15 protein-coding genes are annotated in these 14,998 nt (G+C 40.0%); 11 read left to right on the top strand and 4 right to left on the bottom strand.

The genetic code is table 11. From position 1 onward, the window contains the following. Position 1 precedes the first annotated feature (1 nt). The 5 genes from AACZ87_RS01420 (at position 2) to AACZ87_RS01400 (ending at position 4,374) form a co-directional block, all read left to right on the top strand. On the top strand, positions 2-766 hold the full coding sequence (locus AACZ87_RS01420) for an SDR family oxidoreductase (RefSeq protein ID WP_339864133.1): 765 nt from the start codon (positions 2-4) through the stop codon (positions 764-766). Positions 767-774: 8 nt separating this feature from the next. Then, complete coding sequence (gene fucP / locus AACZ87_RS01415; protein ID WP_339864132.1) at positions 775-2,085, top strand: L-fucose:H+ symporter permease; 1,311 nt, start codon at positions 775-777, stop codon at positions 2,083-2,085. 142 nt (positions 2,086-2,227) lie between these two features. Then, entirely contained in the window at positions 2,228-2,569 is a 342-nt protein-coding gene (locus AACZ87_RS01410; RefSeq protein ID WP_283411354.1) for an L-rhamnose mutarotase, read from the top strand. A 10-nt stretch (positions 2,570-2,579) separates the two neighbouring features. After that, positions 2,580-3,494 (top strand): alpha/beta hydrolase, encoded by a 915-nt coding sequence (locus tag AACZ87_RS01405; RefSeq protein ID WP_339864129.1) that lies wholly within the window; start codon positions 2,580-2,582, stop codon positions 3,492-3,494. Positions 3,495-3,684: 190 nt separating this feature from the next. Then, positions 3,685-4,374, top strand: a complete 690-nt coding sequence (locus tag AACZ87_RS01400) for an HAD family hydrolase (RefSeq protein ID WP_339864127.1) — start codon at positions 3,685-3,687, stop codon at positions 4,372-4,374. 59 nt (positions 4,375-4,433) lie between these two features. Here the strand turns inward: AACZ87_RS01400 and AACZ87_RS01395 are convergent, their stop codons facing one another. Further along, positions 4,434-6,179, bottom strand: coding sequence for an ABC transporter ATP-binding protein (locus tag AACZ87_RS01395; protein WP_339864125.1), 1,746 nt, complete (start codon positions 6,177-6,179; stop codon positions 4,434-4,436). 346 nt (positions 6,180-6,525) lie between these two features. On the opposite strand from AACZ87_RS01395, the gene AACZ87_RS01390 reads away from it, so the two are divergent. Continuing rightward, on the top strand, positions 6,526-7,974 hold the full coding sequence (locus AACZ87_RS01390; protein ID WP_339864123.1) for an MBOAT family O-acyltransferase: 1,449 nt from the start codon (positions 6,526-6,528) through the stop codon (positions 7,972-7,974). Positions 7,975-7,977: 3 nt separating this feature from the next. Beyond that, on the top strand, positions 7,978-9,072 hold the full coding sequence (locus tag AACZ87_RS01385; RefSeq protein WP_339864122.1) for a hypothetical protein: 1,095 nt from the start codon (positions 7,978-7,980) through the stop codon (positions 9,070-9,072). A 625-nt stretch (positions 9,073-9,697) separates the two neighbouring features. On the opposite strand, the gene AACZ87_RS01380 is transcribed toward AACZ87_RS01385, so the two are convergent. Both AACZ87_RS01380 and AACZ87_RS01375 read right to left on the bottom strand, forming a co-directional pair. Beyond that, positions 9,698-10,093 carry a DUF1573 domain-containing protein gene (locus tag AACZ87_RS01380; RefSeq protein ID WP_339864121.1) on the bottom strand — a complete coding sequence of 132 codons (396 nt, stop codon included), beginning with the start codon at positions 10,091-10,093 and terminating at the stop codon, positions 9,698-9,700. A 142-nt stretch (positions 10,094-10,235) separates the two neighbouring features. Next, positions 10,236-11,690, bottom strand: coding sequence for an AAA family ATPase (locus AACZ87_RS01375; RefSeq protein WP_339864119.1), 1,455 nt, complete (start codon positions 11,688-11,690; stop codon positions 10,236-10,238). Between the two features lie 14 nt (positions 11,691-11,704). Here AACZ87_RS01375 and AACZ87_RS01370 point away from each other — a divergent pair, with 14 nt between their 5' ends. The 4 genes from AACZ87_RS01370 to coaD all read left to right on the top strand — a co-directional run bounded on the left by AACZ87_RS01370 (position 11,705) and on the right by coaD (position 14,227). Continuing rightward, on the top strand, positions 11,705-12,214 hold the full coding sequence (locus tag AACZ87_RS01370; protein WP_339864117.1) for an NUDIX hydrolase: 510 nt from the start codon (positions 11,705-11,707) through the stop codon (positions 12,212-12,214). Positions 12,215-12,262: 48 nt separating this feature from the next. Beyond that, entirely contained in the window at positions 12,263-12,844 is a 582-nt protein-coding gene (locus AACZ87_RS01365) for a hypothetical protein (RefSeq protein WP_339864115.1), read from the top strand. 11 nt (positions 12,845-12,855) lie between these two features. After that, positions 12,856-13,674, top strand: coding sequence for a DUF3822 family protein (locus tag AACZ87_RS01360; protein ID WP_339864113.1), 819 nt, complete (start codon positions 12,856-12,858; stop codon positions 13,672-13,674). A 97-nt stretch (positions 13,675-13,771) separates the two neighbouring features. Then, positions 13,772-14,227 carry a pantetheine-phosphate adenylyltransferase gene (gene coaD / locus AACZ87_RS01355; RefSeq protein WP_339864111.1) on the top strand — a complete coding sequence of 152 codons (456 nt, stop codon included), beginning with the start codon at positions 13,772-13,774 and terminating at the stop codon, positions 14,225-14,227. Here the strand turns inward: coaD and AACZ87_RS01350 are convergent. Further along, positions 14,215-14,901 (bottom strand): NUDIX domain-containing protein, encoded by a 687-nt coding sequence (locus tag AACZ87_RS01350; RefSeq protein WP_339864109.1) that lies wholly within the window; start codon positions 14,899-14,901, stop codon positions 14,215-14,217. The genes coaD and AACZ87_RS01350 overlap by 13 nt on opposite strands. Positions 14,902-14,998 lie beyond the last annotated feature (97 nt).

Raw genomic sequence — 14,998 nt, 5'->3', positions numbered from 1 at the left:
AATGAACCTAAACCTAACCAATAAAGTCATCCTGATTTCTGGCGGAGCCAAAGGAATTGGCGGGGCTATATCTAGAGGATTGATCGCCGAAGGTGCAATTCCCGTGATGATTGATCCTTCGGAAAAAGAAGGTGCAGAAATCCTCGCCTTGGGAGAAGCGCTTCAGATTCCAATCCGACTTTTAGAAGCTGCTGATGCCGAAAAAGCTGTCAACCTTACGCTAGAGAAATATGGTAGAATTGATGGACTTGTGAATAATGCAGGAGCAAATGACAGTGTTGGTTTAGAAAACGGAAGCCCTGAAGCATTTGAAAAATCAGTGGCGAAAAACCTTAATCACTACTATCATTTGGCTCATTTTGCACTTCCTCATTTGAAAAAAGCAAAGGGAAGCATCGTGAACATCAGTAGTAAAACAGCTGTAACTGGCCAAGGAGGAACTTCTGGCTATACAGCTGCCAAAGGAGCTCAATTATCCCTGACTCGGGAATGGGCAGTGGAACTTCTTCCGTATGAAATCACAGTAAATGCCATCATCCCAGCAGAGGTTTTCACACCCCTTTATGAAAACTGGATCAATTCATTCCCAAACCCAAAAGAAAGACTAGCTGAGATCACCGCAAAAATTCCTTTGGGAAAACGCATGACAACTCCTGAGGAAATTGCTGACATGGCGATTTTCTTATTCTCCGACAAAGCCAGACATATCACTGGCCAGCATCTCTTTGTGGATGGTGGCTACACCCATCTTGACCGTTCTTTATAATCCTACCCATGACCCAAAAACCTGCATTAGTCCCAAAGGAGCTTATCCTACCCTTTATCTTAATCACATCTCTTTTTGCCCTTTGGGGCTTCGCAAATGACATCACCAATCCGATGGTGGCGGCATTCAAGCGAGTACTCGAACTGAATAACACCCAAGCTTCTTGGGTGCAAATGGCTTTTTATGGAGGCTATTTCACTATGGCTTTGCCAGCTGCCTTCTTTATCAAAAAGTATTCTTATAAAACTGGAATCTTACTCGGTCTAGGCCTTTACGGCTTTGGAGCATTGCTATTTTATCCAGCAGCAGCTTGGGAGAGTTATGGCTTTTTCCTTGCTTCCCTGTACATTTTGACCTTTGGCTTAGCTTTTCTCGAAACCACTGCCAACCCCTATATCTTATCAATGGGACCTGAGGCGACTGCAACTCAGCGATTAAATTTAGCTCAGGCATTTAACCCGATGGGAGCTTTAGCTGGTTTGTTTGTTGCGAAGCAATTTATATTGAATGCACTTCAATCGAATGCAACTGATGCGGACGGCAACATCATATTTTCCTCGCTTGATGAAGCATCCAAAGCAGTAATTCGAACCGCCGATCTAATGGTGATTAGAAATCCATATGTGATGCTGGGCTTAGTGGTTATCGCCATTTTAGTGATCATTGCGATGGTCAAAATGCCAGAAAGCAAAGAGACAGGCAAAGTTGAATTCAAAGCTACAATGGGTCGCTTGCTGAAAAACAGAAACTTCGTAGAAGGTACACTCGCTCAAATGTTCTATGTAGGAGCTCAAATCATGGTTTGGACTTACATCTACCAATACGCAGAAGTCCTGGGAATATCGAATGCCGATGCTGTAAATTATGGTTATGCTGCGTTAGTGATCTTCTTGGTAGGACGTTGGGTTTGTACCTTTTTGCTTCGCTACATCTCTCCTACTAAGTTGCTCAGCATCTTTTCTGTGCTGGCAATTATATTCACTGCTGGAGCGATTTTCCTTCCTGGAATGCCTGGGCTTTATTCCTTGGTAGCCATTTCTTTTGCCATGTCCCTGATGTTTCCTACTATCTACGGGATTGCATTGGATGGTTTGGGTGAAGACTCCAAATTTGCGGCCGCATATCTTGTGATGGCTATCGTGGGTGGTGCGATTATGCCTACACTGCAAGGAATGATTATGGATATTGGTGGAGTTGGATATGACGATACATTGATTCTGGGCGTCCCAGAAGTTAATTTCTCCTTCATCCTTCCTCTTGCCTGCTTTGTAATGGTGTTGCTATTTAGTATTCGGGTAAAAAAGGTGGTAAAGTTGTAGTAATTGAAGGATTCTAAAATTAGAAAATTTGAAGATTATCCTGTCTGTATTAAAGAATCTTGTCTTGGTAAATATCGGCAGTAACCTGTAATCCATCGACAAAATATAACGGTTAATTATTCTGAGTAAATCTATAGTAAACATGAAAACCCAAACCTATATTTTAATCTGTGATCTCAAAGACACTGAGGAAGCTAAGTTAGGCTATGACGAATGCCACAAGGCTGTCGCACCTGAAATCATTGAAAGTATCCGGGAGGCCGGAGTATTACAAATGACCATTTATCGCTGGGAGAACAGACTTACGATGATATTAGTGGCAGATGAGGAATTCTCATTTGAAAAGAAGGCGAAAATGGATTTGGCCAACCCACATGTGCAGGAATGGGAAAAGTTCCTAAGTAACTACCAAACCAATTTGCCTGGAACACCAGAGAACTGGAGATGGGCACCCATGGATAAAGTTTTTGATTTTCACGCCTAAAATAAAACCTATGCAAAAGTCCTTTTTAGTATTCAGCCTAATCATGATAAGCATGATCGTAAATGCCCAAGAAATTATACTTCCGCTTTGGGAAGGAACTCCTCCTCTTCAAAATGACATGGGCTTGGAAGAAAAAGCAGTCGAAGAGGGAATCATCCGAATCGAAAATGTGCAGAACCCACAGATCGAAGTTTTCCTGCCGAGCAAGCAAATGCGAACTGGCCAAGCTGTGGTCATTTTCCCTGGGGGTGGCTACCATATTTTGGCTTACGATTGGGAAGGAAGAGACTTTGCCAAGTGGCTTAATACGCAGGGAATTGTAGGAATCGTAGTAAAATACAGACTTCCAGACTCCAAATCTCTCACAGATGCGAAAGAAGTTCCGCTACTTGATGCTCAGCGGGCAGTTCGCTTAGCTAGACATCACGCCGAAGAATGGATGATCGATCCAGCCAAAGTTGGTGTAATGGGATTTTCCGCTGGTGGACACTTGGCTTCTACCGTTAGCACTCAGTATGAACATGAAGTAGACAGACCAAAAGATGCGATTGATGGACTTTCTGCCCGCCCTGACTTTTCTATCCTAGCGTATCCAGTAATATCATTCCGTGACGCAAGCGCTCATTCTGGTTCCAGAAGAAATCTAATCGGGGAAAATGCAAGCCAAGAATTGATCGATCGTTTTTCGGGTGAATTGAATGTAACTGCTGAAACACCACCAACTTTCTTGGTTCATGCGCAAGACGATGGCGGAGTACCAATCGAAAACAGTTTTCTGTACTACAAAGCTCTCCATGCTCAAAAAGTACCTGCTTCGCTGCATATCTATCCAAAAGGCGGTCACGGTTTCGGGTTTGGCTTAGGAAAAGGACCTGTTGACGGCTGGAGAGATGTGTTGTTGGATTGGATGAAGGATTTGAAATAAAATAGTGGGAAAGTGGTAAAGTTGTAAAGTTGGTCTGGTCCAGACTGAGTGGAGTCTAAGTCCTATCAAAATAGCTTCTTAATTACCCTTCGACTCCGCTCAGGAAGACAACATCCTACTTCCAACTACTTCACTTTACCACATTCTAACTTCTGAACCTTACTGTTCATTAATCTTACAATCTGAATAAATGATAAAAGTTATAGCCTTTGATGCTGATGATACACTTTGGGTGAATGAGCCATTTTTCCGTGAAGCTGAGGAGGAATTTGCCAGCTTGATGGAAGGGTTTATGCCTAGGCACAGCAGTATCAAAGAGCTTTACCTTACAGAAATCAAAAACCTAGGTCTTTACGGCTACGGGATCAAAGGTTTTATGCTTTCGATGATCCAAACAGCATTACGGATTTCAGAACACAAAATTCCAGTTAAAGCCATTGACAAAATCTTGGAGATCGGATATGAAATGATGCAAAAGCCAGTTGAAATTCTTCCTGGTGTTGAGGAAGTTTTAGCTGAATTGCAGGATGACTATCGTCTGGTAATGGCAACCAAAGGAGATCTGGTGGATCAGGAGAAAAAGCTAAAGAAGTCAGGCTTGGATCATTATTTCCATCATATTGAAATCATGAGCGAAAAGAAGGTGGCTGATTTTGCAAAACTGGTAAGACATCTCGATGTAAATCCAGAGGAATTTCTGATGATGGGAAATAGCTTGAAATCCGATGTCCTACCGGTATTGGAACTTGGCGGACATGCCATCCATATCCCCTATCACATCACTTGGGAGCACGAGCGAATCGAGCACGAAGTCGAACATGACAATTTCTATCAAGCCGAGCATATCGCCCAGGTGGTGGAGATGATCAAAGGGATGTGAGGATTTTGAATTTTTGATTTCGGGTTTAGGGTCTTAGGCTACCCTCATCCGAAATCCTGCTAAATCCTCGACTGATACGTATAAAGCTGATAATATCTTCCTTCCAAAGCAATCAGCTCATCATGCTTGCCTCGCTCCACGATATTACCTTTTTCTACTACCAAGATCTGATCGGCCTGACGAATCGTGCTCAATCGGTGAGCAATCACAAAAGTCGTCCTGCCTTTCATCAATTCCTTCAAACTAGCCTGAATCAGCGTTTCTGATTCTGTATCCAAATTGGAGGTAGCCTCATCAAGAATCAAAATCCTAGGATCGGCCAAAATCGCTCTGGCAATCGCTATACGCTGTCTTTGCCCACCTGAGAGCTTTACTCCTCTTTCTCCGATTAAAGTATCTAAACCATCCTCAAAACGATCTGTGAACTCCTGCACGTGAGCAGCCACCACTGCTTTGTGCAAGTCCTCTTCACTGGCATTTGGCCTAGGGAAAAGTATGTTTTCCCTGATGGTACCTTCAAACAAAAAATCATCCTGCAAAACGACACCTAGCCGGGAGCGAAAAGACTCTAGAGTCACGGTCTGCAGATCATTTCCATCCAAGGTGATTTGACCAGAATCTGGGTTTAAAAAAGTTGCAGCTAGACCTGCAATAGTAGTTTTTCCAGACCCGGAAGTTCCCACCAAAGCAGTTACTGAGCCTGCCGGTGCATGGAAGCTTACGCCCTTGATCACTTCCTTATCTTCCTCATAGGCAAAGGACACATTTTCAAACTTAATATCTCCTCTAAACTCCTTCAATGCTAAAGTTCTGGTGCGGTCATCAGCCTCGAGTGGAGTATTCATAATCTCTTCTGTACGATCAAGACCCGCAAAAGCCTCTGTAAGTTGAGATCCTATATTTGACATCTGAACAATTGGAGCAATCATAAAGCCTAAATAAAGTGTGAAAGCTAAAAAGTCACCAAAGGTCATATCCCCTTCCATGATCATATAGCCACCCATTCCCATAATTCCTGCAGATGCTAAGCCCAAAAGCAGAGCGCCAGCAGAAGTCACAAAGCTCGTCGCAGTTAAACTTGCCTTTACATTTTGAAAGAGCTCATCCACGCCTTTGGCAAACGTATTTATCTCCTGCTGCTCCGCATTAAAGCCTTTAATCACACGAATTCCCCCTAAAGTTTCAGTCAACCTTCCAGTCACCTGCGCATTGATTTTGCCGCGTTCGCGGAAAATAGGGCGTATTCTGCCGAAAGCCTTGAGGGATACCAAACCAAAAACCACCACGGGAAGCAACACGTAAAGCGTCATCATCGGGCTTATGCTAATCAATAGAAAAAGTGAAATGACTGCAGTCAATATCCCTCCGATCATTTGAGCAAAGCCTGTTCCGACCAGGTTTCGAACTCCTTCCACATCAGTCATAATTCTGGAAACCAGCTCACCAGTTTTCGCATTGTCAAAAAATCGGATCGGAAGTTTAATGATATGCGCTTGAACCTGAGATCTGAGTTTAGAAATAAGGTTTTGGGCCTCGACACTTAGTATTTGTGTCAAAGCATAGGAAGTAGTTGACTGTACTACTATCGCCAAAACAACACCACCGATCAACCACTTAAGCATGGTCATATCATTGGAGGGAATCACATCATCTATCAAGATTTTACTCGCTCCAGGCAAAACAAGGCTTGCCAGACGGGAAATGATAATCAAAAATAGACCTAAAAATAAATGCTTTCTTCTGGGCCAAATGATCGTCTTAAAGACCTGACCCATGGTCACTTTGCGCTCTGCTTTCTTCGCCATGAAATAGTTTGTTAAGCCTGAAAAACCCCAATATGGGCATCACAGTTCCAAAAGGGGTTGAAGTTAATTCGCAAATAATCTGGATCTTTGCGGGTTCGAAGTAGGGACTAAATAATTAATCCATTGTGGCGAATAATACTGAAAATAACTAATTTTGCTGTTGACTTTGGAAACGGCCAATTAATTGAAACCAAAGTTCGTGTGAAATTTGCAAAAGCATCGTAATACCAGACGACCCTGACTAAATAATTAATCAAAAGGACTTTTATAACATACTTTCCACTTTAAATCTCACAAGATTCCATGACCAAAAATCGACATCCTTTAATTCATGATTACAAAATAGATGCTTTTTAATTCATTAGACTTTGCGATATTCTTACCTATCGTTTTTATACTTTATTGGTTTGTCGTTAATAGAAATTTAAAATCCCAAAATTTACTAGTGGTAGCATCTAGTTTATTATTTTACGGATGGTGGGATTGGCGATTTCTATCACTAATCATTTTCAGTACACTTGTAGATTATACCATCGGTCGCCTACTCAGCACAGAAGATAGTCTATCCAAAAGAAAGGTTTTACTCTGGACCAGTATTCTAGTAAATCTAGGCTTTCTCGGCTTTTTCAAATATCACAACTTTTTTATTGAAAATTTCACGGCTGCATTTTCCTTTTTCGGCACAGAGATAAAACCAAATTCCCTGAATATTATCCTACCGGTAGGGATCAGCTTCTACACATTTCAGACATTGAGCTATACGATAGATGTGTACAAAAGAAAATTAGAACCTACCAAAGATTTAATAGCATTCTCAGCTTTTGTAAGCTTCTTTCCTCAGCTGGTAGCAGGACCTATAGAACGGGCTACAAATCTTTTACCGCAATTTTATAAAAAGCGTGACTTCGACTACTCAAAAGCCGTCAACGGAATGCGTCAAATACTTTGGGGCTTGTTCAAGAAGATAGTAATAGCTGACAATTGCGCGGAATTTGCAAATCAGATTTTCAATAATTCATCCGAATATTCAGGTAGCACGTTGATATTCGGGGCCATATTTTTCACCTTCCAGATTTACGGGGACTTTACCGGCTACTCAGATATAGCGATAGGAACCTCTCGCCTATTTGGATTTAACTTGAAGCAAAACTTTGCTTTCCCTTATTTCTCACGAGATGTAGCCGAATTTTGGCGCCGATGGCATATTTCCTTATCCACCTGGTTCAAAGATTACCTATATATCCCCCTAGGTGGAAGTCGTGGTGGAACTTGGTCCAAAATCCGAAATACCTTTATTATTTTTATTGTCAGCGGATTTTGGCATGGAGCTAATTGGACATTCATTGCTTGGGGAGCGTTAAATGCAATTTATTTCTTACCGCTCCTGCTTACAAATAAGAATAGAAACAATTTAGAGGTAATTGCAAAAGGCAAAAGCTTGCCTAGCATCAAGGAGTTCAGTGCGATGTTTGTAACTTTTATGCTTACTGTATTTGCGTGGATATTTTTCAGGGCTGAGAGTATAAATCATGCCTTAAGCTACATTTCTGAAATATTCTCAGCATCCCTCTTTACAGTTCCCAAGTTCCCCGGAATAGGCCCTGCTTTCAGGTTATTTCTGCTTGTTATTGCATTTATGACTATAGAATGGCAAGGACGAGGAAATCAATTTGCGATAGAAAAGCTGGGATTAAAATGGAAGCGACCTTTAAGGTATAGCATGTATTTTTCAATTATTATTTTACTCTTTTGGCTTGGTCAAAATAAACAGCAGTTTATTTACTTTCAATTTTAATATATGAAAAAGTTCATTCTGAATACCTCTATTTTCGTTGTCCCTTTTCTTATTTTATATACGATCAATGTCTTTAATTTTGATCAAAGAGGAGCAGAAGGTGATTTAGCACGCATGGGATATTTCTACTCTAATCCTTCCCCGTCAAGCTTAATTAATAACCAATATAATCTACCAAAACAGTATACACTCTTATCAGAAATCAAACCGTCTTCTAAGGTAAAAGTTGATGTAATGACTATAGGCGACTCCTTTTCGGAGCAAGAGAGCTTAGGATATAAGAATTTCCTTGCGAATATGGGACCCTCGGTAATACATGTCGATAGGACCATATCCGGAAGAAACCCCATTCAGACACTGGTATCCTTGATGAATTCCGATTTATTTGAGTTTGTAAAACCTGATTTTGTAGTAGTACAATCCATAGAAAGAGATATTAATTCCCGGACCCAAAGTATTGACTTTGATGCAAGATTAGAAAGCATTGATTTTTATAAGCCAACTACTTCAGAAGAAATTTCCGTGGATGACACAGCTAATGAAAATAATATCCAAACTACTAATTTGCAATTTTTCTCAGATGCTACATTGAAAATGCCATTGAATTTTTTGCAATATTTATTTTTGGACAAACCTCTAACTTCCAATACTTATAAGGTAGAAGCTACCCGTAAGGATTTATTCACAAATGATCCAGGAAACCTACTGTTCTATAAAAATGACCTTCGGAAATTAGAAGCCAAAAACGATTCATTGAGGACTCTTAATAGCATAAAAGTCTTAAATGAATTAGCGAGTTTACTTTCTCAAAAAAACATAGAATTAATTGTACTCATAAGCCCCGATAAGTTCGATTTGTATTATTCCTACATAAAAGAAAAGTCGAATTTCATGAAGCCCACTTTCTTTTCTACTTATGAACACGCTGAAAAAAAATACAAGAACGTTGATACCTATCGCGTGCTATCAGGCAAAATCACCGAAGAACGTGATGTCTATTATTATGACGACACGCATTGGTCTCCTAAGGGTGCCAAATTCGTTGCGGAAGAAATATACAGCTTGATGGGCAAAGAAAAACGGGAGGACGAACACTAAAAAAATCCTCCCGATATGTTTAGAATGCTTCAGTTTTTAATGTTGCTGACTCTTATTTTGTCTTTGACTATTTCATAGATGTCAACGATACTTTTTCGATAGGGTAATTTGCCAGCTGATAGGAAGTTATACTTATTGGAACCGTAGTTTTTTTAAACTATATTCCCACACTAAGGAAAGAGTTTCAAGTCATTATATTAAAATCTGTCCGAACCCGATTATAGATAGGTTCTTCTAAACGGTCATGATGGTTTTCGGTAAAAACACCCATCAAACTAACAGTAACATTCAAATAACGGAATTATGAAAATCAATAATTTAATTTACGCGTGTGGGTTACTCCTAATTGCAGCTTCAATACTGCTCATCCTAAGTTATCCTGATTCTAACAGAGCATATCTAATAGCTGGTGTGCTAGCATTTATAGGCTTCCCACTAAATATTGTCGGTTATTCGATGGAAAAAAATAGATCAGAAAGACCTCAACCTCGGATATGAATAGTGTCAAATTGAATCAAACTTAGTTGAAAATTGTAAACACTAACTTAAGGTCATGACCGTTGCATTATAATAAAAAAGCCTCCTGAATAATTCAGAAGGCTCCACTTTTTATAAGAATTGACTTTTATTTCGTTTTCGGCAATACGTTAGATATCAACGATACTTTTTCGATTGGCTCAGAAGCATTGGAGTAGATTCTCACTACTGAGTTCTGCTTACCCATTTTACCGGCTGAATTAAAAGAAACTTTGATCTCAGAAGATTTACCCGGAGCGATTGGCTCCTTTGGCCAGCTAGTAGCTGTACATCCACAGGTCACAGCCACATTGGAAATTACCAGCGGAGCAGATCCAGTATTAGTCAACTCGAAGGTATGTTCAACTTTATCACCTTGGGTGATATCACCGAAATCAATTGATTTCTCTTTGAATGTGATTGCAGCACCACTTTGTTCTTGAGCATTGGCATTAAATGCAAATACCAAAGCAAAGAAGGTAAATAGTAATCCTAATTTTTTCATGGCTTGGTTTTATTTATTTGATTGTCAAATATTCAATTTTTCACGTCAACTTCAAAATAACGGATTTTGTAGCTTTTGGATGTCATAAAGTGAAAATACCTTGCCAAAAAAAGCTAAATGAACGACAAATTTTTGTTTTCCTTTAAAAATCAGAGTCTTCTACCTCCTTTGGTTTGACAAAAAAAGTAGGTGCAAAGTTTACCAAGTACAATTCATCCGTAGCTCGGGTCACCGCAGTATAGAGCCATCTTGTAAAATCCTTATCCACCTGATTTTCGGGTAGATAACCTTGATCAACAAAAACAGCCTTCCATTGCCCCCCTTGAGCTTTATGGCATGTCAAAGCATACGCAAACTTGATTTGCAGCGCATTTAAATAGGGATCTTTACGGATCAGTTCCTTTCGCTCCACCTTGCTCGCCACATCTGCATAATCTTCCGAAACCTGCTGATAAAGACTTCTATATTGATCTCTGGTAAGGGATGGGCTGGGAGAATAAAGTGTATCAAGAATCACTTTAGCCTCGAAGTGTGGCTCATCGGGATAATCCAGAAGTCTAAGTTCAAGTGTAGCAAAGCGAAGCCCGTAAAACTCCTCAAAAGAACGAATCTTCATGACTTCTGCCATATCCCCATTTGCCAGGAAATTGACCTTTTCCGACTCTGCCATATACGTATAATTATTCTTCACTATCATCAGCAAATCACCCGAGCTAATCTCATCCTCGAAAAAGTGTATAATACGCCTGATGTATAAATTGTACTGCACCGCAGCCTTATTTGAGCGGGTAATGATGGTGGTATTTTCCGTCTCAAACTTGTCATAAGCATATCTCAACCCATCCTCCAGTCGCTCTCCAGTCATTTTGAAAGTGTCTTTGAATTGAATAGTACTGATCTGGATCTCCTGCTTTTCCTGAAGTAATTGATGCCTTAGATTGGTCGCATTGTAGAGAATACCCGATTCCAGACGCTGACGCATCACTTCTGTAAGTTCTATAAAGTCAGCATCCAGCCGGTAATGCCTTAACAAGTAATCTACTTCCAATGCTGGACTAAACTCACTCCCTACCGGAGGTAGCTGAGCGGTATCTCCGACTAAAATGAGTCGGTTGTTTTGTCCATGAAAAACAAAACTGATCAAGTCTCCTAGTAAATTCCCAGACATCCCTCCATCATCAGCGAGCATGGACGACTCATCTATGATAAAAACCGTGTCCTTATAATAATTCTTTTGAAGGATAAAGCCACCCCCCAGACTTCCATCTTCAGCTTTTGGCTTGTAAATTATCTTGTGAATAGTATAAGCAGCTCGACCACTGTAATTACTCATTACTTTAGCCGCTCTACCAGTTGGCGCGAGTAGCAATGAGCGCATGGATAGTTTGGGTAAGGATTTGACTAATGCCGATATCACCGATGTCTTCCCCGTACCTGCATACCCACGCAATACAAAAGTTGGTTTTTTCTCAGGCTCCATTAGTAGAAAGCGGTCCATTTTTGAGAAAAATGAACCCTGACCAGAGGTAGGCTCAAAAGGGAAATATTTTCTTAGCAAAGCTGAAGGCCTCAGCAGTGACTCATTATCTTTACTCATACAAACGAATGTAAATGTCAAAAGACAAAATCAGCAAGGAAATCGAATCAAAGTTCGGAAATCATCTCAGATCACGCGTAAATGGCATTCTCATAGACGATGAAAAAATCCTGATGATCAAACATTTAATGGGAAATGGCAAGTTTTTATGGTCCGTTCCTGGCGGTGGAATGCATTTTGGAAGCAGTGCTTCGGAAAATTTAAAACGAGAGTTTTATGAGGAAACTGGCCTAAATGTAGAAGTAAAAGCCTATCTTTTCGTTCACGAATACCTTGCAACACCACTTCACGCGATGGAACATTTCTTTCATGTGGAAAAAAAAGGGGGGAAATTAGTAATTGGTTCGGATCCTGAACTCTATCCAGATTCTCAAATTATCGAAGAAGTCCGATGGATGAGTATAAATGAAATCCGATCATTGCCTAATCAAGCCCTTCATCAAATCTTTTGGGGAATTAAATCTCTCGAGGACTTAGTATTGTTGCGAGGATATTTTAATTTTGGAAATAATTCTCTAAAATAGCACGATTTATAACCTTCAACCTTACCCAGATTCTTAAAATTTTAGCAAATGAATTTATCAAAAGTACTATCCTTGGTCTTCTTAGTAGTGGCAATTGGTCTTGGCTACCTTCTCTGGAAAGGTGTTGATGACGTAGTAGAAGAAGAGAAAAAAATAGCTCTAACGGAGGCTGCAATCATTGAGAAACTACAAATGCTCAGAGATGCTGAATTAGCTTACCAAGCTTCTAACGGAAAATACGCAAGCAGCTGGGATTCTCTTAAAATGTTCATCCAAACAGGTCGGATTTGGTTGATTCAAAGAACTGAAACCACGAAACTTCTTGAATACGGAAAAGAAGAAATCACTGTTGAATTTGACACCCTAGGTTCTGTTCCAGTAATTGATTCTTTGTTCAACGAAAGAAAATATCCTGATTTCAATCTTGAAACTCTTGCAGTAGTTCCTGGATCTGGAGGAAAGCAATTTGAATTCTTCGCTGATAAAGTAGAGAGAAACTCTTACGAAATCTCTGTTTTTGAGATTAGAGATCCAGCTCCTATTAATCCAAAAAGAAGAATGAACAACAATGAAAAAGCCTTGAAAGTAGGTTCAAGAACAGATGCCTCAACTGAAGGTAACTGGAAATAAAACCTCCTATTTTGGAAAGTAACCTTAAAGTATTTAAAAGTGATAGGTTTGATGTGGAAGACGCAGCAAGCCTATCACTTTTTTTGTATCCTGACTCCTTATTCATTTTTGCTAAGGATAAGAACCAGTCAAATATTTGCATCCATGAGTACATGAATTTCGAATGGAATTCATTGGAACAATTGGTGATTTCGGATCACTTACTTAAAAACGATATTCCAGCAATGGTATATCTCCATAAGCCAGCGTTCAGTCTCGTACCGGGAGTTTTATTCCAGCCAGGCGAAGAAGCTACTTACATGGAGTTTGCGGGAGATCTAAAAAGTAATACAAGCTATTTTAATACACCTCTCGACAGCAATAACCTTCAAGTCGTATCAGGAGTGTCTACGAAGCTCAAGAAAACGCTAGAGGCTAGATTTTCAGAATTGACTTTTCATCATGGTTCTGTTTCATTCCTCTCCTATTTGTTCAAAGAAAGATTCAACCTGATCGGTCAGGAGATTTTGATCAGTGTATTTGAAAATCAAATCTATGCTGCAGCATTTTCTAATCAGGAACTTTCAGCTTTCAATATCTTCTCGATTGATTCAAAAGAGGATATTTTAAAATATGCCTTAATTCTTATAGAACAACTGAAATTTGATCGAAATCACGTACGAGTAAGCCTATTCGGTGCTACCAGCGAGAATGAAATCACCGAAGATTGGGGGAAGCAGTACTTTTACAATTTCCGTCTTTTGAGTCCGCATGCCAACCAAAACTTCACTCACGGTTTCAAACACCTGAAATCAGTCAACTTGTTTGAAACGAATTGGCAATTTAATTAAAGCACGAGATAGAGGTAATAAAGTTAAAGAATGCCTTAGTCTAGAGCATGATTTTGTTTTTCACCAAGGTACCTGACATAGAAAATAAATTAAGCGCATGAAAAAAACTGCCATTTTCCCAGGCTCATTTGACCCATACACACTTGGACATCACGATATCGTGATGAGAAGCCTTAATTTATTTGACGAGGTGATCATAGGAATCGGATACAATTCTACCAAGAAATCCAGGTACTTTGAGATCGAAGACATGGTGAAAAAAGTGGAAAGCGTGTATGAAAACATCCCTGGAGTGAAAGTCATCGTGTACAACGAACTTACTTCTACCCTCGCTAAAACTCACAATGCGCAGTTCCTTATTCGTGGATTGAGAAACACTACTGATTTTGAATATGAAAATACAATCAGCCAGATGAACAGATACCTCAATGCCGATCTGGAGACTGTATTTCTAATTACTTCACCGCGATATGCAGCTATTAGCTCTACTATCATTCGAGAAGTACATCGATTCGGTGGAGATGTCGCAGAGTTTCTTCCTTACAACGTCTGAGGCTTCAAATGATTCTTGATGTATTGCTTGAAAAGGTAGCGCATCGAAGGATATGAATTAATAAGAGCGATTTTTGCATCGCCTTCATAAAACCAACGAATATCATCTATTCCCTCTTCTTTTTGCGGCGTCATCTGTGCGTCATTCAGGCAGTCCATCTCATACCAATACGTCTTCTTTAGAATACTTTTCCGGTCTTGCGTATAGGTATGCCAAGTATTGCAGATACGTTTGCTTGCTTTCACTTTTACGGCGCACTCCTCTTCTACTTCACGAACAGCACATTGTTTAGGAGTTTCTCCTTTCTCGAATTTCCCCTTCGGGAAATCCCATTTTCCTAGCCTAAAAATCAAGAGCATTTTGTCCTTTTTGGACACAATACCCCCAGCCGCTTTGATAATCGAAAATCGGCTTTTCACGAACTTCTTTAAAGCGTCCTTATCCTTACTAACCAACGTAATAGAATCCAGATCCTTTAATTTCCTAGTTCTTAACGTATACAGCAATCTAATAATCAAGTCATGAGAAGGCTCATGAAATAGGATGTCATCTTTCCAAGGTAAATGCGAAGGCAAGTCCTCTTGCTGGTGATAGACTGATTCATACGTTTTATTAGGATTCAGTTCCTCGTAGCTAATCAGGTCAAATGGTTTGTCATTCACGAAGATTCTCATGGTCGAATCAGGGGTTTGGCAGAGTTGGGATTAATCAAAAGTGCATATTTTTTTGACTTGCTACAACCTTAGCCAGAGTTAATCTCTTATTTTTGAG

The sequence above is a fragment of the uncultured Algoriphagus sp. genome (assembly GCF_963974365.1).
Classification (GTDB): Bacteria; Bacteroidota; Bacteroidia; order Cytophagales; family Cyclobacteriaceae; genus Algoriphagus.
This window is presented reverse-complemented; position numbering and strand designations above follow the sequence as displayed.